The sequence below is a fragment of the Sulfuricurvum sp. genome (assembly GCF_028712165.1).
GTDB lineage: Bacteria > Campylobacterota > Campylobacteria > Campylobacterales > Sulfurimonadaceae > Sulfuricurvum.
Window position 1 is genome coordinate 1 of the sequence record NZ_JAQTQR010000051.1, and the last position, 22,358, is coordinate 22,358.

The following is a 22,358-nucleotide window of genomic DNA, read 5'->3' on the forward strand; positions in this document are numbered from 1 at the left end:
GCGACTTTTTCAATACTGTTCATAATGAAGGCTTTTAATGCTCCAATCGCTTGTCGGAAAAATTTTCGGTACCAAAAACGATCGAGAAGTCAAAAAATATCGTAAAAATGTAGAGGCGATCAACGCCCGTGAATCTTATTTCAGTGCTATAAGTGATGAAGAGTTACAGCAGGCATTCAATGCTCTCCGAGAATCGGTACAAAATGGTACCAAGAGTATGGATGACGTTTTGGTCGATTCGTTTGCAATCACTCGTGAGGCGAGTAAACGTGTTTTAGGGATGCGTCACTTCGACGTTCAGCTCATCGGAGGTATGGTACTCCATGAAGGACGTATCGCTGAGATGAAAACGGGTGAGGGTAAAACCCTGGTTGCTACCTTGCCGGTTGTTTTGAATGCAATGAACGGCAAAGGGGTGCATGTCGTCACAGTCAATGACTACCTAGCGAGTCGTGACGGTACACAGATGTCAGAACTGTATGCGTTTTTAGGCTACAGCACAGGAATCCTTTTAGAATCCGGCTACGATCCTGTTTCCAAACGTGAACAATACGCGTGTGATATCACCTACGGTACCAATAATGAATTCGGATTTGATTTTCTTCGTGACAATATGACCTATTCACGAGAACATATGGTTCAGCGTGCACATACCTACGTTATCGTCGATGAGGTTGACTCGATTTTGATCGATGAAGCACGTACACCGCTTATTATTTCCGGACCGACCAATCGTACGCTCGAAAACTATACCCGTGCCGATGCAGTCGCAAAAGCTTTGGTTATAGAGGAGCATTTTACCGTTGATGAGAAGGATCGTTTGATCCTTATTACCGAAGAAGGGATCGGCCATGCCGAAGAACTTTTCGGTGTCGACAACCTATACAGTATCGAAAATTCGGCACTTTCACATCACCTCGATCAAGCGTTGAAAGCGAACTATATTTTTGAAATCGATGTCGATTACGTCATCCAAGACGGACAAATCGTAATTGTCGATGAGTTTACAGGGCGCCTTTCCGAAGGACGACGTTACTCAGAGGGGCTTCATCAAGCTTTGGAAGCCAAAGAGGGTGTAATCATCAAAGAGGAGACACAGACTCTTGCCGATATTACCTATCAAAACTATTTCCGTATGTATGAAAAAATCGGCGGTATGACCGGTACGGCACAAACGGAAGCAACCGAATTCGCGCAGATTTATAATCTCGATGTTATCTCTATCCCGACGAATGTTCCGGTTATCCGTCAGGATCTGAATGATTTGATTTACAAAACGGAAGCGGAGAAGTTTGCCGCTGTTATCGGAAAAATCAAAGAGCTTCATGCCAAAGGGCAGCCGGTACTGATCGGTACAGCTTCGATCGAAAAATCGGAGAAACTGCATGAATTGATTAAGGCTGAGAAAATCCCTCATACGGTATTGAATGCAAAAAATCATGCTCAAGAAGGTGAAATTATCAAAAGTGCCGGTGAGAAAGGGGCAATCACTATTGCAACCAACATGGCCGGACGCGGTGTCGACATCAAAGTCACCGATGAGATCAAAGCTCTTGGAGGATTGTATATTCTGGGTACTGAGCGTCATGAAAACCGCCGTATCGATAACCAGCTCCGCGGACGTGCAGGACGTCAGGGTGATCCGGGGACAAGTCAATTTTATTTAAGTCTTGAAGACAGCCTTCTACGCATTTTTGGTTCGGATAAAATCAAATCGATTATGGAACGTTTGGGTGTTGAAGACGGCGAATATATTGAATCAACGATGGTTACCCGTGCGGTTGAGAAAGCGCAGAAAAAAGTCGAAAACATGCACTTTGAAGGACGTAAACATATCGTTGAATACGATGATGTTGCCAACGAACAACGTAAAATCGTTTATAAATTCCGTGGTGAATTGCTCAATCCGTCGTATGCTATTGCCGAGAAAATCGATCTTATCCGTAGTGAATATGTCAATCGTACCTTGCTCTTATGCGGTATTTACGATGGAATTTCTGAAGACGAAATCGATTTGAATCGTCTGGTCTCTTTGTTGAGAGAAGAAGCTAATGCGGACATCGATAGTTCAATTTTTAAAGAAAAAAGTGCTGATTCGATCCGCAAAACGGTTTTGGATGCTTTGAAATCTGAATATGACGAAAAAATGTCGGTTGTAGATCTCAATCTCCGAAGCGAAATTGAACGTGAAATTTATCTTAAAACACTTGATACCGCATGGCGCGAGCACCTTTATCAAATGGACAGCATGAAAACGGGTATCCGTTTACGCGCGTATAACCAAAAAGATCCATTGGTTGAATACAAAAAAGAGAGTTTCAACCTCTTTAGTGAGTTGGTAGAGACGATCAAATACGACACGATTAAAACATTGCATGTAATCCGTTTCAGAGTCGATAACGCTGAGGAAGAAGCCGAAGCTCTTGCACGTCAAATGGAACTTGAAAAAAAGCAGGAAGCATTTCGCATGAGCCTCAACCATCAGGAACATGATATTGATGAGAAAAAAATTGCACGTAACGATGATTGTCCATGCGGAAGCGGTCTCAAATATAAAAACTGCTGCGGCAAGTCCGGACCTAAAAAAGGGGTATTTGCCTCTTGAATATCGTCTCTTACCTTGTCAAGCGTTTTTTGCGTTTTGACAAAGAGCAGCCTTTTATCTTCCTCTCCGCACTCCTCGCATTCTCAGGAATTGCGTTAGGTGTAATGGTCCTTATTATTGCAATGGCACTTATGAACGGTTTTGACAACGAGTTTAAAAAGAAACTCACCGTTATGAACTATCCTCTTACGATTCAACCCAAATTTTACGCAACGTGCGACACCGCTTTGCTGGAACAACTACGCAAGAAATTTCCCGACCTATCGTTTAGCCCCTACGTAACTTCAGCCGTACTCTCCCGTGGCGGAGATCAGATGGAAGGCGGCTATTTGTTCGGTGTCGATTTTGCCCAAGAAGCAAAAGTCAACCGTATTGTTGCAGAAGGGCTTAAAGAAGGGATACCGAAAGGCTTCGAAGTTATGGTCGGAAAATCCCTCAAAGAGGAATTTCTTTTAACGGATGGGGAAAAACTCACCTATATCTTTACCCAAATGGAGCCGGGCGGGTTGGCACTGACGCCTAAAATCAAACGTTTTAATGTGGTGTCTACTTTTAATTCGGGGCTTAGTGCGTATGACAAAGGTTTTTCCTATACCACTTTGGATGCCATGCAACGTATTTTAGGTATTCCATCAAATCTCTACGACGGTATCCACGTCCATTCTCCTAATCCCGAAGCCGATATTAAACGTATTGCGGCAGTTTTGCCTGACACGGTTTCGATTCGAGGGTGGTGGGAAGACAACGGCAACTTTTTTGCAGCGCTCAAAATGGAGAAAATGTCACTCTTTATCGTGTTGATGCTCATTATTCTGATTGCCGCGATCAATATCATTTCATCACTTTTGATGACGGTGATGAACCGACGCAGCGAAATTGCTCTTCTAATCTCACTCGGAGCATCCAAACAAGAGGTGAAAAAAATCTTTTTAATCCTTGGAATCGTGATCGGTGTTTTAGGGATTACGACGGGAGCAATCTTAGGTTTCTTGGGTATGTGGGTATTGGGGACGTTTGATATTATTTCTCTCCCTGCAGATGTCTATCCAACTTCTACATTACCGCTCGATTTGAGTTTAGTCGACTTCTTCTCGATTATCATCGGAGCCTTTGTGATTGTATTGCTCTCAGCATGGTATCCGGCGAAAAAAGCATCTGAAGTAGATGTTCTTACTGTATTACGAAACGAATAAAGGATTTTTATGTCACCTTGGCTCGCTATGGCTATTCCCGCTTTTGTTGCTTCGATTGGAGGCTTGCTGGCTATTGTTTGGAATCCTTCCCATCATGCTCGCAGTCTCATACAACATTTTGCCGCAGGTGTCGTACTCGCAGCTTTGGCGGTAGAAGTACTGCCGGAAATCGGTCGGGAACACGCACCTGGATGGGTTTTAATTGGTGCTTTTAGCATCGGCGGTATTTTGATGTATATCATGAAGCTGTGGAGTATACGTCTGGAAGAGAAGAGTGAACATTTGGGTGAAAACGCTTTCAATTACGGTCTGATTGCCGCGACATTTATCGATGTTGCAGTGGATGGATTTATCATCGGAGCAGGATTTGCTGCAGGTGGCAATACCGGATTGATTTTGGCACTTGGTTTGTCGGTCGAACTTTTATTCCTCGGTTTGTCTCTCGTTTCGGATACGATAAAAGGGTGGCGTGTTATCGTGATGACACTCTTACTGGCAGGTGTTGTACTCAGCTGTACGCTCTTAGGGAATTATCTGTTATCCGGCGCATCGACGAGTGTTATCAGTGCCATCCTCGCTTTTGGTGTGGCGGCATTGTTATATCTGGTCACGGACGAGCTTTTGGTAGAAGCTCATACCATAGAAGAAAAACCTTCTTCAACCCTTTGGTTATTTGCTGGATTTTTGGTGTTTTGGAGTATTCAGCTTTTTAGCGGAGTATAAAAAACTATTTTTTCTTCTTCTCATCCGGTATCATCCATAAAAACGGATAAACCAATGTCCGTTTCAGAATATTAAACGGTGCGGTAGCAATCTCTTTTGCAATAGCCGTTTCTACTTTCGGGTCATCAAGTTTTCCGCTGATCGTGAGGGTGGTTGAGAGAGACCCGTCATTTCCGAGTAAGATATATCCCACTACCGGGACTTTTCCTAACACAGATCCCAAGTCGGTTTTGAGGGTAAGTTCCCCTTTTAACGTCTGCGTCTTCAGATCGGCACTACCATCACCAAGTATTTTCATCTCCGGCGAATTAAGGGTGAAATTATCGACATGGACGATTCCGTGATTATAATCAAAATGGGCATATCCCTCTTTCAGAGGGAGACCTTTCGTGTTGTAATTAGGGAGTGAGAACGTTGCGAGTGAGGGGACGGTATTGATAAATGCCAATACATTATTGAGAACCTTATAATCTTTTAAAATAGAGTTTTCGACTCTCATTACCCCATCAAATGCCTCCGCTTCCCCTTTTGCCTCAAATGAAAACTTTCCTCCGGTAAAATCGCTGAATCGGAAGAGATGCTCCATAAATGTATCGTTAAACCCGTTTCCGTCGATCATAAACAGGCCGTTACGAATCTTGAGAGTTGCAGTTCCCCCCATGTGGCTGAGTGTCGCATCCATATCATCATTATTCAGTGTCGCATCCAAATTGTCTGCTACGATTTTGCGCCCTTTCATCAGATAGAGGTAGGTGTTGACAGCATGAATCTGAACAGGAAGTATTTCGTCTGAATGGTTTTGTGTTCCGTTTCCTGAACTTATTTCGAGCCTCTCTTCGGGTTGATGTTCAGTGAGAAATCGAAAGAGCTGAGGCATATTTATGCCGGCATTTTTGGCGGAAACATCTATTTTTTCATCGTTACGGGTAAGGACAAGCCGATCATTTATCCGAATCTTGGTTTGTCCCTCATAATAGACACCGCTAAAGTTATATCGTGTAACTGGTTTTTCGTTGACCATCATAATAGGGTAGGGATAGATGACCGAGCCGTTAAAATTGTAGTGAGAGCTCTCAGGTGAATAAAAAAGATTGAGATAGCCGTTGTCGATGTTGTACTTACGAAGAAGAGGAGACTTTTGAGAGAGCAGTGAAATATCGCTCAATGCTATTTTCCATCCCTTTGGAATGGTTGTAAAGCGGGCTTTCAAAGCATCAACATCCAAGACTATTTCATTTTTGGATGCATCTACATTCAGGTTTAGAGATTTTTGGGCATCAAGGATAGGGAAAATTTTCGGACTTAACGGGATCATATCGCTTATTAGAATAGAGCCTTTTTTTGTGTCAATTTGATATTTGCCGCTAAATTTTCCTTTTAATAAATCTCCTAATACGGCTTCTATATCTTTAAAAATGAGTTCATCACCATTCATTGATGCTTCAAACGGGGAAACAAGCAGTGGAAGCTGATGAACGGACCATGCCGATGCCGTGTCGCTGTTAAGTGTGATGCCGTCATGATCATAATGAAAACCGAGTTTTAGGGGGCTTTGTTGGAGCTGAACGTCCCCTAATTTGAAATCATCCAGTTGTAATCGAACATCGGTTTGCTTGGTTGAACCGTTTAATAACGCATCGATTGTTCCGTGAATCGTGTTGTTGAGGCTAAAATGGACCGATTTTAGTGTGCTTTGGGCGGTATGATAATCAAATGGGGCTCGAAATGATTCGATATTAAGCGGTTTGCCCAGAACGTTCCATTGCGAGGAAGCGATACTGAGAGTATCCCCTTTAGGGGTTATTATGTAATTGACTTTAAGCGGATTACGGAGACTCAAATGCTGTTTGTTTGCTAATGGGGAAACCGCATATGCGTCAATAGAGACAATACCTCGATTTGATGAAGCGTCATAGTCTCCTTTTACGTAGGCATCAGCAATGTTGTCTCCATAATGGGCCGTAAAGTTTTCAAAACTGACACGTGTATTGTTGAGATTGACTATTCCCCCTTCTGATTTGAGAGAAATTTGATCGAGTAAAATATCGGAAGCGCTTGGACGAAACTCACCCTGTGCGGTAGTATCCAGTGTGTGGAGATCAACGGAGAGGTTAAGGTCCACATCACAGGTACCGGACGCTTGCTTGATAGGAAGATCGATCTTATAAAAATGCAAAAGAGATAAAATAGGATCGTTTAGCATAGCATGAGCAGTTTTAATATGGGTGGTTAGTGTCGTATGCTCAGCAGAAAAATCTATAAAAAGAGAACTTTGTTCGGTAGGAAGCGTGTAAAAAGTACCTTCATAAGGGGTTATATAGAGTTTACCATGATGGAATGAGAGTTCGACACGAGGTGCTTTGATGGGTTCAAACCCTGGTGCAAACGTATATTCCCCTTGATTAACCGTTGCCTCAGCTTGCAGAGATCCCAGCAACTCATCAGGTTTGTCGTAATGAAATTTCCCTTCCAAACGGTGCAGCGTAATCGAGTCTGCTTTTGCATACTCACTAATCCAAGGCTGTACGTGAGGGTCAAGACCGAATACTTTAACAAGCGGTTTTACGGTGGTGAATACCTGATCTGCAAACATTTTAAAGCTCAATGTATCGGTATCACCTGCTGCCAAAATATGTAGCGTTGGAGTTTCAGGCAGAATAATAGCTATGTTGGCTTTGAGACTCTGTTTTGCCAGTTCAACATTTAACGTTAGCGATATGTTGGCATCATCAATTATACACGGGGGGAGCATAAGGTCAAAGGATTTATCGTCTAAGGTATATGTGCCCTGGCAAGTGTAATTCCTGTTACGTAATACAAACGTTCCATTGGAGCCTTTGTGATAATGAAGAGAAGAATACGTCTCTTTATATTGGATAGTATCAATATCAATCTGATATACCCAATGCTGAATATTACGTACAAGCGGGGGGAGTTTAGAGAGAGGTTTTAGTGTAATAGGGGTATTGTCGCCTTTAAGAGCACTAAGGTCTATTTTTGAGGCACGAATCAGTAGTGCATTGTTCCATTTGAGATATAATTTCTCGACGATGACACCTTTAAAGGTCAGGCGATCGATACTAATACCTTCAAGCAAAGCGATAAACGTGAAAAAACCGAATAAAAAAGTAAAGCCCAAAAAAAGAATGATATTCCGATGGGTTTTCGGGATAATACTGGTGATGATTTTTTCTTTCATGACTTACCTGTTTTCTACTGTTACATCACCCAAAATTGTTTATATTCCGCAAGGTTCCGTCTTTAAAAGTATAGCACACCTGCAGTCTGAAGGGGTAAACGTTCACTTTATAGATGCATTTATTTTACGTTTGATGGGTGCTCCTCAAAAAGGGTGGATTGATATCAAACAGGAAAAAATGAGCCGTTATGAGTATCTATACCAGCTTACGGTAGCAAAAGCATCCACCCGTGAGATTACTCTTATACCCGGAGAGACGACAGATATATTTTTGAAGCAGATTGCCGAGCAACTTTTTCTTGATCTCAATCTTCTGCAAAAGGCATACGAAAAGCATGCCGTCTTTAAAGAGGGGAATTTTGTTCCGGATACCTACAGTATTCCAAACGATATCCATGAAGAAAAGCTGATCATTCACCTTTTAAACGAATCGGAAAAAAAGATGAAACGCTGGGCAGATGAGTATCATACCCCATATGACAACGATAAATGGTTACAAATTGTAACAAAAGCATCGGTTATTCAAAAAGAAGCGGCTTCGGAAGAAGATATGCCTTTTGTAAGCTCTGTAATTGACAATCGGATACAAAAGGGGATGAGACTCCAGATGGACGGCTCTTTAAATTATGGTGAATACTCCCATCAAAAAGTTACGGCAAAACGGATAAGAATGGATACAAGCCCCTATAATACGTATAAAATCAAGGGTATCCCTTTGTATCCCGTCTGTAATGTATCAAAAGCAGCCATCCATGCGGCACTCAATCCGGCACATACCGATTACCTCTATTTCGTCCGAGGGAAAAATGGGGATCATATTTACAGTAGTTACTTTTCTACACACCATAAAAACATAGTAAATGCTACAAAATGAAACATATTGACAACTTTTTCCCCTTTTTTGGAGTTTAAATAGAAAAACTCCCCCTCAGTAGTGTTATGATGCTTGTATAAAAATAATGACAGGAGAACCTGATGGCAAAAATCATTTGGTCAGTAATTGATGAAGCACCGGCATTGGCGACTTATTCGCTACTTCCAATCGTAAATGCATTTACACAAGCAGCAGGCGTTGAAGTGATTACAAGTGATATTTCACTTGCAGGTCGTGTTATCGCAACTTTTCCGGAAAGAATGAGTGATGCGCAACGTATTCCTGATAATCTTGCAGAACTAGGCAAGATTGCATTGCAACCCGATGGCAACATCATTAAACTTCCAAACATTTCTGCTTCAATCCCGCAGCTTAAAGCGTGTATTGAAGAACTTCAAAGTCAAGGTTACGATCTTCCAAATTACCCGGAAGAACCGAAAACAGATGAAGAAAAAGAAATTTTTGCACGTTATGCAACATGTTTGGGCTCTGCGGTTAATCCGGTCCTTCGTGAAGGTAACTCGGATCGCCGTGCTGCGGTTGCGGTTAAAAACTTTGCAAAGAAAAATCCTCACAAACTTCGTGCTTGGGACGAGGGTTCAAAAACTCGCGTTGCTCACATGAACAGCGGCGATTTCTATGCAAATGAGCAATCTGTTATCAAAAACGGTGACGGTAAAGTAACGATTGCACTTAACGGTAAAACCCTTAAAGAGATCGATGCAAAAGATAAAGAAGTTCTTGACGGTACGTTTATGAGTGCTAAAGCACTTCGTTCATTCTTGGCTGATTCTATTGCAGAAGCAAAAGAGAAAAACATTCTTTGGTCGATCCATCTTAAAGCAACCATGATGAAAGTAAGTGATCCGATTATGTTCGGTCATGCAGTTGGTGTATTCTTTAAAGACGTATTTGAAAAATACGCTGCAGAGTTCAAAGAGATCGGTGTTAATCCGAATCTTGGTCTTGGTGATCTTTACAAAAAATTGGCAAAATTACCGGCGGATAAAAAAGCGGAAATCGAAGCGGCTATCATGGCAGTTTACCCGACTCAACCGGCTATGGCAATGGTTGATTCAGATAAAGGTATCACTAACCTTCATGCATCAAACGATGTGATTATCGATGCTTCATTGCCTGTTGTTGTACGTGACGGCGGTAAAATGTGGAATCCGGCAGGAAAAGTAGAACAATGTGTTGTTACGATTCCGGATCGTTGTTATGCGACAATGTACTCAGAAATCATCGAAGATTGCAAAGCAAACGGACAATTTGACGTAACGACTATGGGTTCAGTATCCAACGTCGGTCTTATGGCTCAAAAAGCGGAAGAGTACGGCTCTCACCCGACAACGTTTGAACTTTCAGAAGACGGTATTGTAACCGTTAGCGATGAGAGCGGCGTATTGATGACTTTCAACGTTGATAAAGGTGATATCTGGCGTATGTCTCGTGCAAAAGACATTCCGATCAAAGACTGGGTTCGCCTTGCGGTTGAACGTGCCGAGATCGAAAATGTGCCGGTAGTATTCTGGTTGGATGAAAACCGTGCGCACGATGCAAACATCATTAAAAAGGTAAATGAGTATCTTCCTGAATTTAATAAAGGAAATATTGAGTACCATATCTTAGCACCTGAAAAAGCGATGGCGTTCTCTTTGAAACGTGTTCGTGCAGGCGCTAACACTATTTCAGCAACCGGTAATGTTCTTCGTGACTATTTGACGGATTTGTTCCCAATCTTGGAACTTGGAACATCGGCTAAAATGCTTTCAATCGTTCCATTGCTTGCAGGCGGCGGATTGTTTGAAACAGGTGCAGGCGGATCGGCTCCGAAACACGTTGAACAATTTGTGAACGAAGGTCACCTTCGCTGGGATTCACTCGGTGAGTTCTTGGCATTGGCAGAATCACTTCGCCACATCAACAAAACGAAGAAAGATAATAAATTGTCTGCCCTTACAGCAGCACTCGATGAAGCGAATGCAGCGTACCTTGACAATAATAAAGAGCCTTCACGTAAAGCGGGAGAGCCGGATAACAAAGCAAGCCATTTCTTCTTGGCTCAATATTGGGCAAAAGCATTGGCTGAGCAAACTGCAGATGCAGAACTTGCAAGTCGTTTTGCTCCGGTTGCTAAAGCACTAAGTGAGAATGAAGCAAAAATCATGGAAGAACTTCTTTCTGTAGAAGGAAAAGCACAAGATATCGGTGGTTATTACCACCCTGATATTGCAAAAGTAACAGCTGCAATGCGCCCAAGTGCAACACTTAACGCCATCATTTCAGCTATCTAAATTTTACACGGTTGGGGAATCCCCCGATCGTTTTTTATCTGTAGATTGTGATCTATAGATAAAAGGCGATTAATCGTCTTTTATTTCCCTTAATATATTAGGGAAATAGCAATATGACACAAGGAGTAGGAAAATGGTAAAAGGAAAACGCGTCGGGATTGTCGGTGCTGGAAATGTCGGATCAACGATCGCCTACTCACTTGCTATGCTTGGCTCTTGCCATGAGATCATTTTACGCGACAATAAAATCGAAATCGCTAAAGGTAAAGCGCTTGATATGTCCCAAGCAGCTGCCGCAGTACGCAGTCACTCAGTCGTAAGCGTTGCTGAGACAATGGCAGATATGACCGATTGTGATGTTGTCGTAATTACGGCAGGAAGTCCTCGTTTGCCGGGTATGAGCCGTGACGATTTGTTGATGATCAATGCCAAAGTGACACGTGAAGTTATCGAAGGTGTTGCACAATACTCTCCGAATGCAATCGTTATTATGGTTTCTAATCCGTTGGATGCGATGACCTATGTAGCATTGCGTGAAAGCGGTTTTGACCGCAGCCGTGTTATCGGTATGGCAGGCGTTTTGGACAGTGCCCGTATGGCGGCGTTTATTCAGGAAAAGCTGGGTTACGGAGGAGGTCAGATCCGTGCATCCGTTATGGGCGGACACGGTGATGATATGGTTCCGTTGCCTCGTTATTCGACGGTTGCAGGGGTTCCTCTCTCGGATGTATTGACACATGATGAGATTGAAGAGATTGTTCAGCGTACTCGTAAAGGGGGAGCGGAGATTGTTGCACTTCTTCAAACCGGTTCAGCTTATTACGCTCCGGCAAAAGCTACGGCGATTATGGTTGAAGCGATTTTGAAAGATACGAAACAAATTCACCCGTGTGCCGTCTATCTCGAAGGCGAATACGGATTTCATGATGTAGTCAGCGGCGTCCCTGTAATGTTGGGAGCCAACGGTGCTGAAAAAATTATCGAAGTGACTCTCAATGAAGTTGAAAAAGAGATGTTCGCGGCTTCATGTAAATCGGTACAAACATTGATCGATACTCTTAACACCAATAATTTCTTTCAAGGAGCAGAATAATGGGCTTTCGCGTAGAAAAAGATACAATGGGGGAAATTCGGGTTCCGAATGATACCTATTGGGGAGCGCAGACACAGCGTTCTTTGGAAAACTTCCAAATCGGCGAAGAAAAAATGCCATACGAGATTACAAGGGCTTTTTCACTTCTTAAAAAAGCGGTAGCTCTTGTTAACTGTGATCTCGGTATGCTCTCTAAAGAGAAAGCCGATGCGATTGCTCAAGCAGCAGATGAGATGCTTGATGGTAAATTGGATGCGCATTATCCGCTTGTCGTATGGCAAACCGGTTCAGGTACCCAGTCAAATATGAACAATAACGAAGTTTTAGCGAGTCGAGCGACTGAGATTCTCGGCGGTGATTTCCGTACACAAAAATTGGTTCATCCGAATGATGATGTCAATAAATCACAAAGTTCAAACGATACTTATCCGACAGCATTGCACGTAGCGGCAGTAATCGCGGTTGAGACACGTTTGCTGCCTGCGATTGATCATCTTCGTAATACATTGATCAACAAGTCAGTAGCGTTTAGCGACATCGTAAAAATCGGTCGTACCCACTTGCAAGATGCCACACCGCTTACGCTTGGTCAAGAGATCAGCGGATGGGTAGAGATGCTCAACAAATGCGAAAAAATGGCGAAAGATTCTCTTGCATCGGTTCGTGAACTGGCTCTTGGCGGTACAGCGGTTGGAACAGGACTTAATGCCCATCCTGAACTCGGTACGCGTGTTGCAGCAAAATTGACCGAACTTACAGGTCACCAATTTGTGACGGCTCCGAATAAATTTCATGCATTAACGTCTCATGACGCACTGGTTTTTGCACACGGAGCACTTAAAGCGCTTGCGGCAGATATGATGAAAATTGCGAATGATGTTCGTTGGTTGGCTTCAGGGCCTCGTTGCGGTATCGGTGAAATCACCATTCCTGAAAACGAGCCGGGTTCATCCATCATGCCGGGTAAAGTCAATCCAACCCAAAGTGAAGCGGTTACAATGGTAGCGTGTCAGGTTATGGGTAACGATGCGTGCATCGGATTTGCGGCAAGCCAAGGGAACTTTGAGCTGAACGTTTTCAAACCGGTTATCGCTTATAACTTTTTACAATCTGTCCGTTTGTTAGCGGATTCTATCGTTTCGTTTAATGACAACTGTGCGGTAGGAATTGAGCCGGTACGGGATCAAATTGACCATTACCTTAATAATTCATTGATGTTGGTTACGGCACTTAATCCGTATATCGGATATGAGAATGCGGCAAAAATTGCAAAAACAGCACACAAAGAGAACTCCACACTGAAAGAGACTGCGATCAAACTCGGTCTTCTTACAGCCGAAGAGTTCGATAAATATGTCATCCCTGAAGAGATGACAAGACCTATAGCGTAAACTTAAACAGGAGGAATTGATGAATATTCACGAATATCAAGCAAAAGAATTATTCAAAAAGTACAACGTGCCGACATTGCGCGGTCACATTGCTTTTACACCCGATGAGGCGGTCAAAGCGGCTCAAGAACTCGGTGGAAATATTTGGGTAGTAAAAGCTCAAATCCATGCAGGCGGACGCGGTTTAGGGGGCGGTGTAAAACTCGCTAAATCGACTTCTGAAGTTCGTGAAATGGCTGCTCAAATTTTGGGTATGCAGCTCGTAACGCATCAAACAGGTCCTGAGGGTAAACTCGTTCAAAAAGTTTACATCGAAGAGGGTGCGGATATCAAAAAAGAGTACTATCTCGGACTTCTTCTTGACCGTGCACTTGAAATGCCGATCATGATGGCATCAACCGAGGGTGGTATGGCAATTGAAGAGGTTGCACACAATACTCCTGAAAAAATTATCAAAGTTTCTATCGATCCGTTGACCGGTTTCCAATCGTTCCACGGTCGTAAATTGGCATTTGGTTTGGGTCTTCCGGTTGAAGAGATCAACACCTTTATTAAATTTGCATCAGCACTTTACAAAGTCTATATGGATCACGATGCAGAGATGATTGAAATCAATCCATTGGTTAAAACCGGTGACGGTAAATTCTTGGCACTTGATGCGAAAATGGGCTTTGATAACAACGCACTTTATCGTCAATCTCAAGTCAATGAAATGCGTGATTTGAGTGAAGAAGAACCAACGGAAATCGAAGCAGGTAAATTCGGTCTCAGCTATATCAAACTTGACGGCGATGTCGGTTGTATGGTTAACGGTGCCGGTCTTGCGATGGGTACTATGGATACCATCAATTACGAAGGCGGAAAACCGGCTAACTTCTTGGATGTAGGCGGTTCAGCAAGTGCGGAAACGGTTGCAAAAGGGTTTGATATCATTCTCAAAGATCCGAACGTAAAAGCGATTTTTGTCAACATCTTCGGTGGTATCGTACGTTGTGACCGTGTTGCCAACGGAATTATCGAAGCGACAAAAATCACAAACGTCAATGTCCCTGTTATTGTACGACTTGACGGTACCAACGCTATCGAAGCGGCAGAAATTTTGAATAATGCCGGTATTGCGAATATCGTAGCGGCAACCGATCTTGCAGACGGTGCGCGCAAAGCCGTTGCAGCAGCTAAGGGAGAATAATTAATGTCTATTTTGGTCAATAAAGATACAAAAGTTATCGTTCAAGGTTTCACAGGTAAAGAGGGGACGTTCCATGCAGAGCAATGTATGGCATACGGTACCAAAATCGTCGGCGGTGTTACACCGGGCAAAGGTGGACAAGAACACCTTGGTCAGCCGGTATTCAATACGGTTGAAGAAGCAGTACGTGCTACCGGTGCGACTGTCTCTATGATCTTCGTTCCACCGGCTTTCGTTTCTGATGCGGTTATGGAAGCAGCCGATGCCGGGATCAGCCTTGCGGTTATCATTACCGAAGGTGCTCCGGTTAAAGATATGATGTTTGCAAAAGCGTATGCGGTTAAGAAAGATATGATGACTATCGGGCCGAACTGTCCGGGTATCATCACAGCGGAAGAGTGTAAAATCGGTATTATGCCGGGCTTCATTTTCAAAAAAGGAAATGTCGGTTTGATCTCTAAATCAGGAACGTTGACGTATGAGTCTGCGAACCAGGTTGTGAAAGAGGGCTACGGTATTACCACAGCGGTCGGTATCGGCGGTGACCCTATCATCGGTTTGAGCTACAAACAGCTTCTTCCGATGTTTGAAGCCGATCCGGAAACACATGCAATCGTTATGATCGGAGAGATCGGCGGTGATTTGGAAATCCAGGCAGCGGCGTATATCAAAGAGCACATTACGAAACCGGTTGTCGCGTTCATCGCCGGACAAACGGCACCTGCCGGCAAACGTATGGGGCATGCCGGAGCGATTATCTCCGGAGGTGCAGGTACGGCAGCTGAAAAAATGGCAGCGCTTGAAGCGGCTGGTGTAAGAGTCGTTGTTTCTCCGGCGGATATCGGTAAAGCACTTGCAGAAGTGATGAAAAAATAATGATTACCGTCTTTGAAGTGGCTAATATTCGTTGCGGCGGGTGTGCCAATACGATTACCAAAGCACTCAAAGAAGCCGGATTCGAAGAGGTCAGTGTTGACCTGTCGTGCGAGCCTCGCAAAGTAACAGCAGATATTATTGATGAGGCGCAATCAGCACACTTTAAGGCTATATTAAGAAGCCTCGGATATCCTCTAATCGGTGAGGAAGAGGGCGTTATAGATAACGCCGCTCTAAAGCTCAAGAGTTTTGTCTCCTGTGCGGTAGGCAAATTTTCAACGGACGAAGAGACAAAAAAATAATGTGAATTCCGCCAGAGTGCGTAGATTCAATGCCGTAGCGGCCAGTGTAGACGCGGAAACTTTTTCCGCGATGTTCAAACTAAAATGTAGGAGAGCAGATGTTTAAAACGATCAACCCCGGTAATGTCCCTGTATGGGTTAACACCGATAACTGTAAAGCGTGTGATATTTGTGTATCAGTATGTCCATCAGGTGTACTTGGTATGCGTTATGAGCCTACATCAACGTTAGGTGCAATGATCTCTATCGATCATCCTGAAAGTTGTATCGGCTGTAATGAGTGTGAACTTACATGTCCGGACTTTGCAATTTATGTTGCTGACAAAAGTGACTTTAAATTTGCAAAACTTACTGACGAAGCAAAAGAGCGTCAAGCAGCTATTATTGCTAACAAGTATATGTCTTTAGACCAAGTAGGAGTGAAATAATGGCAAGAGAAGTAATTTCAACAGGTAACGAATTATCAGCACTCGGTGCTTTTGATGCAGGATGTATGTTTTTCGGTGGTTATCCGATTACTCCATCATCTGAAGTCATGCATGAGATGTCCGATCTTTTGCCGACTGTCGGTGGTAAATTTATTCAAATGGAAGACGAGATCGCCGGTATTTCCGTAGCGCTCGGTGCTTCTATGGCGGGTACAAAAGCGATGACCGCAACGTCTGGACCGGGGATTTCTCTTAAAGCGGAACAAATCGGTTTGGGCTTCATCGCTGAAGTTCCATTGGTTATCGTTAACGTTATGCGCGGTGGTCCATCAACCGGTCTTCCGACACGTGTTTCTCAAGCCGATATCGGTCAAGCACAATATCCGACTCACGGTGACTATGCATCGATCACATTGTGTGCCGGTTCACTTGAAGAGTGTTATACACTAACGGTACGTGCATTTAATTTGGCAGAAACCTATATGACTCCTGTATTCGTTCTTTTGGATGAAACAGTTGGACACATGCACGGTAAAGCGGTTCTTCCTGATTTGGAAGAGATTAAAGCGAAAACAGTTAATCGTAAACGTTTTGACGGAAAACCGGAAGATTATCGTCCGTACGATGTTCCTATGAACACCCCTGCGGTATTGAATCCGATGTTTGAAGGGTACCGTTATCATGTCACGGGTCTTCACCACGGTCCAACCGGTTTCCCAACTGAAGATGCGGCACAATGTCAGTTCAATATCGAACGTCTTGTCGGTAAAATCAACACGGTAGCTGCTGAAAATGACGGTTTGGACAACGAACCGGATTATGAAGAGTTTATGATGGATGATGCCGAAGTATGTATGATTGCATACGGAAGTATCTCTCGCGGTGCAAAAGAAGCGGTTATGAAACTTCGTAACGATGGTATCAAAGCTGGTCTTTTCCGTCCGATTACTATCTGGCCGAGTCCGGCTAAAAAGCTAAAAGAGATCGGTCAAAAATTTGACAAGATTTTTGTAACAGAGCTTAATATGGGTCAATACCTCAAAGAGATCGAACGTGTAATGGGTAGAAGTGACTTCGGTACACTTCACAAAGCAAACGGTCGTCCGATTGCACCACTTGAAATGGTAGCTAAAGTTAAGGAGATGTTCTAATGGCTTTCAATTATGATCAATATCTACGTGTAGATAAAATGCCGACACTCTGGTGTTGGGGATGTGGCGATGGCGTTATTCTAAAAGCATGTATTCGTGCAATCGAAAAAATGGGATGGGATATGGACAAAGTCTGTGTCGTTTCCGGTATCGGTTGTTCAGGACGTTTCAGCTCATACATCAACTGTAATACGGTTCATACGACACACGGACGTACGGTTGCATATGCTACGGGTATCAAATTGACCCGTCCTGATGCAAACGTAATCGTTGTTGCCGGAGACGGTGACGGTTTGGCGATCGGTGGTAATCACACGATTCACGGATGCCGACGTAATATCGATTTGAACTTTATCCTTATCAATAACTTTATTTACGGTTTGACCAATTCTCAAATTTCTCCGACAACTCCACAAGGTATGTGGTGTGTATCGGCGCAAAACGGGAACATCGATCCAACGTTCGATGCGTGTAAACTTGCTATCGGTGCAGGTGCGTCATTCGTAGCGCGTGAGAGTATGCTTGATCCGAAAAAATTGGAAAAAATCTTTGTAAAAGGGTTCTCACACAAAGGGTTCTCATTCTTTGATATTATGTCTAACTGCCATATCAACCTTGGCCGTAAAAACAAAATGGCAAGTGCGATGGAAAATCTTGAGTGGATTGACAGCATCACTATTCCTTTGAAAAAATGGGAAGCTTTACCACCGGAAGAGCAAATGAACAAATTCCCAACGGGTGTATTGCGTGAAGTTGAACAAGCTGAGTATTGTGATCTTTATGACATGGTAATCGAAGCGGCACAAGGTAAACGTGCAAAAATCACGCAAGACGATTTTGCGAAAAAAATCTAAGGAGAAACCATGAGACATACGATACGATTTACAGGCGTCGGTGGACAAGGGGTTCTTCTTGCCGGTGAAATTATGGCAGCTGCTAAGATTAAACTTGGCGGCCACGGGCTCAAAACAGCTACCTATACATCACAAGTGCGCGGTGGTGCAACGGTTGTTGATATTACATTGGATGACAATGAAATTTTCTATCCGTATGCAAATGAGGGTGAAATCGATTTCATGCTTTCCGTTGCAAATGTGAGCTACCAACAATTCAAAAACGGCGTTAAGCCGGGCGGAATCATTGTTGTTGAACCAAACTTGGTTCATCCGACCGAAGAAGACCGCCAAAAATGGATCATTGTTGAGATTCCTATTATCACCATTGCAAAAGAAGAAGTGGGTAATGTTATTACCCAATCGGTTGTTGCATTGGGAATCACCAATGAATTTACCGGTGTTCTTGATCCGGAAACCCTTCGTGAAGTAATGCTTTCAAAGGTACCGAAAAAAGTACATGACGTAAATAACAAAGCTTGGGCATTGGGTATCCAATACGCAAAAGAAGCAAAAGCTAAACTCGGAATGTAATTCCACATTATTCTCCCGTTTCGGGAGAACCTCTTTATACCTCTTTTCAAGCCCTTTCTAATCCATTTTCTCTTATAATTTCGCAGGTACAACAGGTGATAGCTTGGAACTAGTAATCCCAAGAGGTAAAGTCCGGGCTGCCGTAGGACACGGTTCCATCTAACGGATGGCCACGGTAACGTGAGGGATAGTGCAACAGAGAGTAAACCGCCTCGAAAGAGGTAAGGGTGAAACGGCGGGGTAAGAGCCCACCAGTCTCTTAGGCAACTAAGGGAGCTATGTAAACCCAACCGCGCAGCAAGAAACAGATGGTTAGCGTCCTACATCGCTATTGTTTCGCTAGAGGCCTAGAGTGATCTAGGCAGTAGATTAATTATCACTTCATCCAGAACCCGGCTTACGTTGTACCTACTTTTTCTTTCCTTCTTCAAAATGTTCAATCGCACTTTTAATCTTGAGAAGACTTGACCTCTTAATTATAAAAGTAGCCTGTCCCTTTTTTTTAATTTTATATAGATGCATGTGTTCACTAAGCCTGTCATAGATTTGCTGTATGGCTTGGACTTGTTGTTTTTGAATCCAATTGTGTGTTTTGTATATAAAGTCATTCTAAAAACAATGAAATCAACTTTTCTTCAGATTCTTCATCTTTTAATTCTTGAAGTATACTGATGCATTTTTTAACTGATATATATTGATGCTCGTTCATCCAAATAGATGTATTTAGTATAAGTTCTTTTAATACTGGTAAAGAAAGTATATTCAACAATAATTCATGATCCAATGAAATGATTTGATCATATGAAAGATAGTTCTCAATGCCATCAAAGATTTTACTATCGTGATCTATTATTTTGTCATCTACGCTTAAATAAAGATATTTTCTAACGGAATAAGGGATAATAAATTCTGAACTGGTACCACCTATCATCATACTGCATTGCTCCCCATATAGTGATCCTTCAAAATATGCACCAAAATCAAAAGCATGATCTATTTCATCACTAAGCTCATCACCTCGCACTAAAACTATTTTATAATTGTTAAGTAACAAATAGGTTAGAATGGTTTCATCTAATTGAGGATATACATTATAAAGATCTAAATATTTTGTTGCAATGTCATGCACAATTATTTTTTTAAACAAATGTGGTTTTAATTCTTCAAGATAATCAAAAGACTTCTCAAATACTTTTGCTATTTTTGTAGTATATATTTGTTGAAGCAGTCCTAATGCATTGTCAGAGTAGGCTATAAATTCTGCCGCAAAAAACTCCATAATAGTTTTATGCATGAATCGATAATGATTACCATCTTTATACATTAATGGGACAGAAGACAAGAGATCATTCAAAAAGTTTAAAGATGCGGATGGAACTATTTTTGATAATTTACTTGCTTTTTCGATATGCTGAGCCGCCTCTGAAAGAGATTTGATATTTTCATTTTTAGTTGTAAGTAATATAAAAGCGAAAGCTCTTAATAGTTTTCTAAAATCTTCATAATCCAATGAAGATTTTTTTTCTCTTGAAAAACCAACCTTTGTTAAATCATGTCCTTTATACATCGCATTGTAGATTTCATCGTAAAAAGTAGAAGTTTTAGATGCTATAGAGTTATTGAATCCATATGTACGATACAACAAAGCTACGAGTAATGGTGTTTGTAAAAATCTACTAGGAACTTTATCTAATTCCTTAATAAGTTTTTCTCCAATCTCAAGTCTTGCAACAACATCATAACGATGGATTAGAGATTTAGTCTGATCGATTCTAAGGGGGATAAATTTGAGTGCTTTGCTGTGTGGTATTCTTGGTAATTGATTTTCAGGTCTTGAAGTTAATACGAGTGAAATTTCAGATTTTATAGATAATTCAGAAATTTCTTGAGCTATTCTGGGTTGTTGTGCAAATGATATCTCATCAAAACCATCCAAGACTATTAGAAACTTTTTCATTTCTAATAGTTTTAAAAAAACATCATTATTAAAAATAGTGTTAACACTATTAAGCTCATTTCTTAATGTATCTAATAAGTTTTTTTCATCAAGTGTACGCAACTCAATAAAGATTGGAACTAAATCCATCTCACGAATTGCAGTTAAAGTCAGGGACTTTGCAAATGTAGATTTCCCCATTCCCGCATCATCAATAATAATATATGATGATCCATCAAGAATATCAAGAATTTTTATACATTTGACTTCGCCCAAATGTTCTCTATCTTTTAAAAATAAAGGTTCAAATATTTCTTCAATATCTAATTCCTGTTGAGGAAAAACTATAGTCTGAATAGTAGAAACTTTTTTATAAAGTCTTTTGAAATAGGGGAAAAAGAATTTATTTAATTCATCATCTTTTAATTGTTTATTTAAATTATGTTCATTCACCCATGTTTTTAATTTATCAAATTTTGCATTTAACAAAACATCTGTAATAGGAGAAATAGCTTTAATTCCTGCATTGACTAAAGTCGGTTCTAATCCTGTTGCCATTATTGTACAAACCTTTATTATCTAATTTTTATTAATTATTATAACAATAATACTTTGTTTTTGGATTGGTTTGTGAACTGAAATACATAAAGTGAAATGACTAGAGACAGCGGAGTAAAATTTAAAATTAAAAAAGATATGTATTTAGTGTAACAAAATGTGCCAATAGGTGCATAGTATTTCTGTCACACTAGTTGATTTTGTCCCTATTTAAGGGACTTTTTATAATTTGGCTTACGTTGTATCTTATTCAGCGTATAGAATATACTTTTTAAGAAGAGTATCTATCTCTGCATCGAGTATAACTATTTGAGCATTTTCAGTTATCTCTACTTCTTCATTATTTGAACTATCAGCGTTCATTTTTTCCGAGAGTTCTTTTTTTTCTTCAATTTTGCTTTTGAGCGTTTCGAATGTGTCTTCTGTCATGGTGAAGTGTTTCTTCCTGATTTGTGTGATGAACGAAAAAATTGAATGCGTATCGAAACACTGCCGGAGTGAAACAAAGGCAAAAACAAGGTTTGAACAGTCATATCCCAATATGTACTACACTATTTCTCTTCCGCAAATACTAATATTTTCAAGTTTTTCAAGAAAACCAGAAGCTGTATGAAATAGGGTTGAAGTTATTGACGAGTTACTTTTGTTGAGATGATAAGTACAAGCATTTTTCAGTCCATTTTGTCGTAATATTACCGTTTTAAGGTCAATAAAAAATTGACTATAAGTATTATGAATATTTGAAAAAATATACGAGAGAAATAGCGATAAGAAGCCTATTTTTATGCATTTTATTCTGTTTTGGAAGATGAGAAAATCGGCTTGGATTTTTTCTTTAAAATCTTTTCTCATACGTTAACAGCCAATTTTGACCTTCACGTTTTAATCCGTCATGTTTGCCTTGGTAGGATGGATAAATAATCGGTTCATTAAAGAGGTTTTTGGCAGTCAATGTCACGGTTGATGAACTGTCAATATCGTACGAGATTGTTTCATCGATCACCATCATGGACTCGTAGGTTTTTGCGGTACCCGTTCCTCGATCGTATCCTTTTTTGGGGCCGCTGTAGTACCAAGCCGTATTTAATCCCAACGCCTGCGTCAATGGAAAAAGGA

Annotated in this window: 18 protein-coding genes and 1 other RNA gene; 15 read left to right on the top strand and 4 right to left on the bottom strand. The window is 41.6% G+C overall.

What is annotated here, in order from left to right:
- Positions 1-37 precede the first annotated feature (37 nt).
- From secA to PHP90_RS09685, 3 genes are read left to right on the top strand one after another with little or no spacing between them, the layout of a single operon-like run.
- Positions 38-2,605 (top strand): preprotein translocase subunit SecA, encoded by a 2,568-nt coding sequence (secA, locus tag PHP90_RS09675; RefSeq protein WP_299928871.1) that lies wholly within the window; start codon positions 38-40, stop codon positions 2,603-2,605.
- Complete coding sequence (locus tag PHP90_RS09680) at positions 2,602-3,798, top strand: ABC transporter permease (protein WP_299928874.1); 1,197 nt, start codon at positions 2,602-2,604, stop codon at positions 3,796-3,798. The genes secA and PHP90_RS09680 overlap by 4 nt, the downstream gene beginning before the upstream one ends.
- 9 nt (positions 3,799-3,807) lie before the next feature.
- Complete coding sequence (locus tag PHP90_RS09685; RefSeq protein WP_299928876.1) at positions 3,808-4,521, top strand: hypothetical protein; 714 nt, start codon at positions 3,808-3,810, stop codon at positions 4,519-4,521.
- A gap of 4 nt (positions 4,522-4,525) precedes the next feature.
- Here PHP90_RS09685 and PHP90_RS09690 read toward each other — a convergent pair whose 3' ends face one another.
- Positions 4,526-7,720 (bottom strand): AsmA-like C-terminal domain-containing protein, encoded by a 3,195-nt coding sequence (locus PHP90_RS09690; RefSeq protein WP_299928878.1) that lies wholly within the window; start codon positions 7,718-7,720, stop codon positions 4,526-4,528.
- On the opposite strand from PHP90_RS09690, the gene mltG reads away from it, so the two are divergent.
- The 12 genes from mltG to rnpB all read left to right on the top strand — a co-directional run bounded on the left by mltG (position 7,719) and on the right by rnpB (position 19,163).
- Positions 7,719-8,594, top strand: coding sequence for an endolytic transglycosylase MltG (mltG, locus tag PHP90_RS09695; RefSeq protein WP_299928890.1), 876 nt, complete (start codon positions 7,719-7,721; stop codon positions 8,592-8,594). The two genes, PHP90_RS09690 and mltG, sit on opposite strands and share 2 nt — an antisense overlap.
- 101 nt (positions 8,595-8,695) lie before the next feature.
- Positions 8,696-10,891: an NADP-dependent isocitrate dehydrogenase gene (locus tag PHP90_RS09700; protein WP_299928893.1), complete on the top strand. Its 2,196-nt coding sequence runs from the start codon at positions 8,696-8,698 to the stop codon at positions 10,889-10,891.
- Between the two features lie 133 nt (positions 10,892-11,024).
- Positions 11,025-11,984: a malate dehydrogenase gene (gene mdh / locus PHP90_RS09705; protein ID WP_299928895.1), complete on the top strand. Its 960-nt coding sequence runs from the start codon at positions 11,025-11,027 to the stop codon at positions 11,982-11,984.
- Positions 11,984-13,375, top strand: a complete 1,392-nt coding sequence (gene fumC / locus PHP90_RS09710) for a class II fumarate hydratase (protein WP_299928898.1) — start codon at positions 11,984-11,986, stop codon at positions 13,373-13,375. The genes mdh and fumC overlap by 1 nt, the downstream gene beginning before the upstream one ends.
- Before the next feature lie 19 nt (positions 13,376-13,394).
- On the top strand, positions 13,395-14,564 hold the full coding sequence (gene sucC, locus PHP90_RS09715) for an ADP-forming succinate--CoA ligase subunit beta (protein ID WP_299928901.1): 1,170 nt from the start codon (positions 13,395-13,397) through the stop codon (positions 14,562-14,564).
- Between the two features lie 3 nt (positions 14,565-14,567).
- Positions 14,568-15,440, top strand: a complete 873-nt coding sequence (sucD, locus tag PHP90_RS09720; protein ID WP_299928904.1) for a succinate--CoA ligase subunit alpha — start codon at positions 14,568-14,570, stop codon at positions 15,438-15,440.
- A complete protein-coding gene (locus tag PHP90_RS09725; protein ID WP_299928907.1) occupies positions 15,440-15,742 on the top strand; it encodes a heavy-metal-associated domain-containing protein in 303 nt (100 codons plus the stop codon). Before sucD ends, PHP90_RS09725 begins: the two co-directional genes overlap by 1 nt.
- Before the next feature lie 98 nt (positions 15,743-15,840).
- A complete protein-coding gene (locus PHP90_RS09730) occupies positions 15,841-16,170 on the top strand; it encodes a 4Fe-4S dicluster domain-containing protein (protein WP_299928910.1) in 330 nt (109 codons plus the stop codon).
- Entirely contained in the window at positions 16,170-17,321 is a 1,152-nt protein-coding gene (locus tag PHP90_RS09735) for a 2-oxoglutarate synthase subunit alpha (RefSeq protein ID WP_299928913.1), read from the top strand. Before PHP90_RS09730 ends, PHP90_RS09735 begins: the two co-directional genes overlap by 1 nt.
- Complete coding sequence (locus PHP90_RS09740; protein WP_299928916.1) at positions 17,321-18,175, top strand: 2-oxoglutarate ferredoxin oxidoreductase subunit beta; 855 nt, start codon at positions 17,321-17,323, stop codon at positions 18,173-18,175. Before PHP90_RS09735 ends, PHP90_RS09740 begins: the two co-directional genes overlap by 1 nt.
- Positions 18,176-18,184: 9 nt before the next feature.
- Complete coding sequence (locus PHP90_RS09745; protein ID WP_299928919.1) at positions 18,185-18,748, top strand: 2-oxoacid:acceptor oxidoreductase family protein; 564 nt, start codon at positions 18,185-18,187, stop codon at positions 18,746-18,748.
- Positions 18,749-18,831: 83 nt separating this feature from the next.
- Positions 18,832-19,163, top strand: an RNA gene (rnpB, locus tag PHP90_RS09750) — RNase P RNA component class A.
- A gap of 189 nt (positions 19,164-19,352) precedes the next feature.
- Here rnpB and PHP90_RS09755 read toward each other — a convergent pair.
- From PHP90_RS09755 to PHP90_RS09765, 3 genes are all read right to left on the bottom strand, one after another.
- The gene (locus PHP90_RS09755) at positions 19,353-21,242 is read right to left on the bottom strand and encodes an NACHT domain-containing protein (protein WP_299928922.1); all 1,890 of its coding nucleotides are present in this window, start codon (positions 21,240-21,242) and stop codon (positions 19,353-19,355) included.
- A gap of 246 nt (positions 21,243-21,488) precedes the next feature.
- On the bottom strand, positions 21,489-21,671 hold the full coding sequence (locus PHP90_RS09760) for a hypothetical protein (protein WP_299928925.1): 183 nt from the start codon (positions 21,669-21,671) through the stop codon (positions 21,489-21,491).
- Between the two features lie 406 nt (positions 21,672-22,077).
- The coding region (locus tag PHP90_RS09765) for a hypothetical protein (protein ID WP_299928928.1) at positions 22,078-22,358 on the bottom strand (281 nt) is incomplete at its 5' end.

Bases quoted from the DNA above. Each gene is read 5' to 3' on its own strand.
- PHP90_RS09685 (WP_299928876.1), top strand. From the start codon at position 3,808: ATGTCACCTTGGCTCGCTATGGCTATTCCCGCTTTTGTTGCTTCGATT.
- PHP90_RS09725 (WP_299928907.1), top strand. From the start codon at position 15,440: ATGATTACCGTCTTTGAAGTGGCTAATATTCGTTGCGGCGGGTGTGCC.
- PHP90_RS09730 (WP_299928910.1), top strand. From the start codon at position 15,841: ATGTTTAAAACGATCAACCCCGGTAATGTCCCTGTATGGGTTAACACC.
- mltG (WP_299928890.1), top strand. From the start codon at position 7,719: ATGACTTACCTGTTTTCTACTGTTACATCACCCAAAATTGTTTATATT.
- fumC (WP_299928898.1), top strand. From the start codon at position 11,984: ATGGGCTTTCGCGTAGAAAAAGATACAATGGGGGAAATTCGGGTTCCG.
- secA (WP_299928871.1), top strand. From the start codon at position 38: ATGCTCCAATCGCTTGTCGGAAAAATTTTCGGTACCAAAAACGATCGA.
- PHP90_RS09755 (WP_299928922.1), bottom strand. From the start codon at position 21,242: ATGGCAACAGGATTAGAACCGACTTTAGTCAATGCAGGAATTAAAGCT.
- PHP90_RS09700 (WP_299928893.1), top strand. From the start codon at position 8,696: ATGGCAAAAATCATTTGGTCAGTAATTGATGAAGCACCGGCATTGGCG.
- sucD (WP_299928904.1), top strand. From the start codon at position 14,568: ATGTCTATTTTGGTCAATAAAGATACAAAAGTTATCGTTCAAGGTTTC.
- PHP90_RS09760 (WP_299928925.1), bottom strand. From the start codon at position 21,671: ATGACAGAAGACACATTCGAAACGCTCAAAAGCAAAATTGAAGAAAAA.
- sucC (WP_299928901.1), top strand. From the start codon at position 13,395: ATGAATATTCACGAATATCAAGCAAAAGAATTATTCAAAAAGTACAAC.
- PHP90_RS09740 (WP_299928916.1), top strand. From the start codon at position 17,321: ATGGCTTTCAATTATGATCAATATCTACGTGTAGATAAAATGCCGACA.
- PHP90_RS09745 (WP_299928919.1), top strand. From the start codon at position 18,185: ATGAGACATACGATACGATTTACAGGCGTCGGTGGACAAGGGGTTCTT.
- PHP90_RS09735 (WP_299928913.1), top strand. From the start codon at position 16,170: ATGGCAAGAGAAGTAATTTCAACAGGTAACGAATTATCAGCACTCGGT.
- mdh (WP_299928895.1), top strand. From the start codon at position 11,025: ATGGTAAAAGGAAAACGCGTCGGGATTGTCGGTGCTGGAAATGTCGGA.
- PHP90_RS09690 (WP_299928878.1), bottom strand. From the start codon at position 7,720: ATGAAAGAAAAAATCATCACCAGTATTATCCCGAAAACCCATCGGAAT.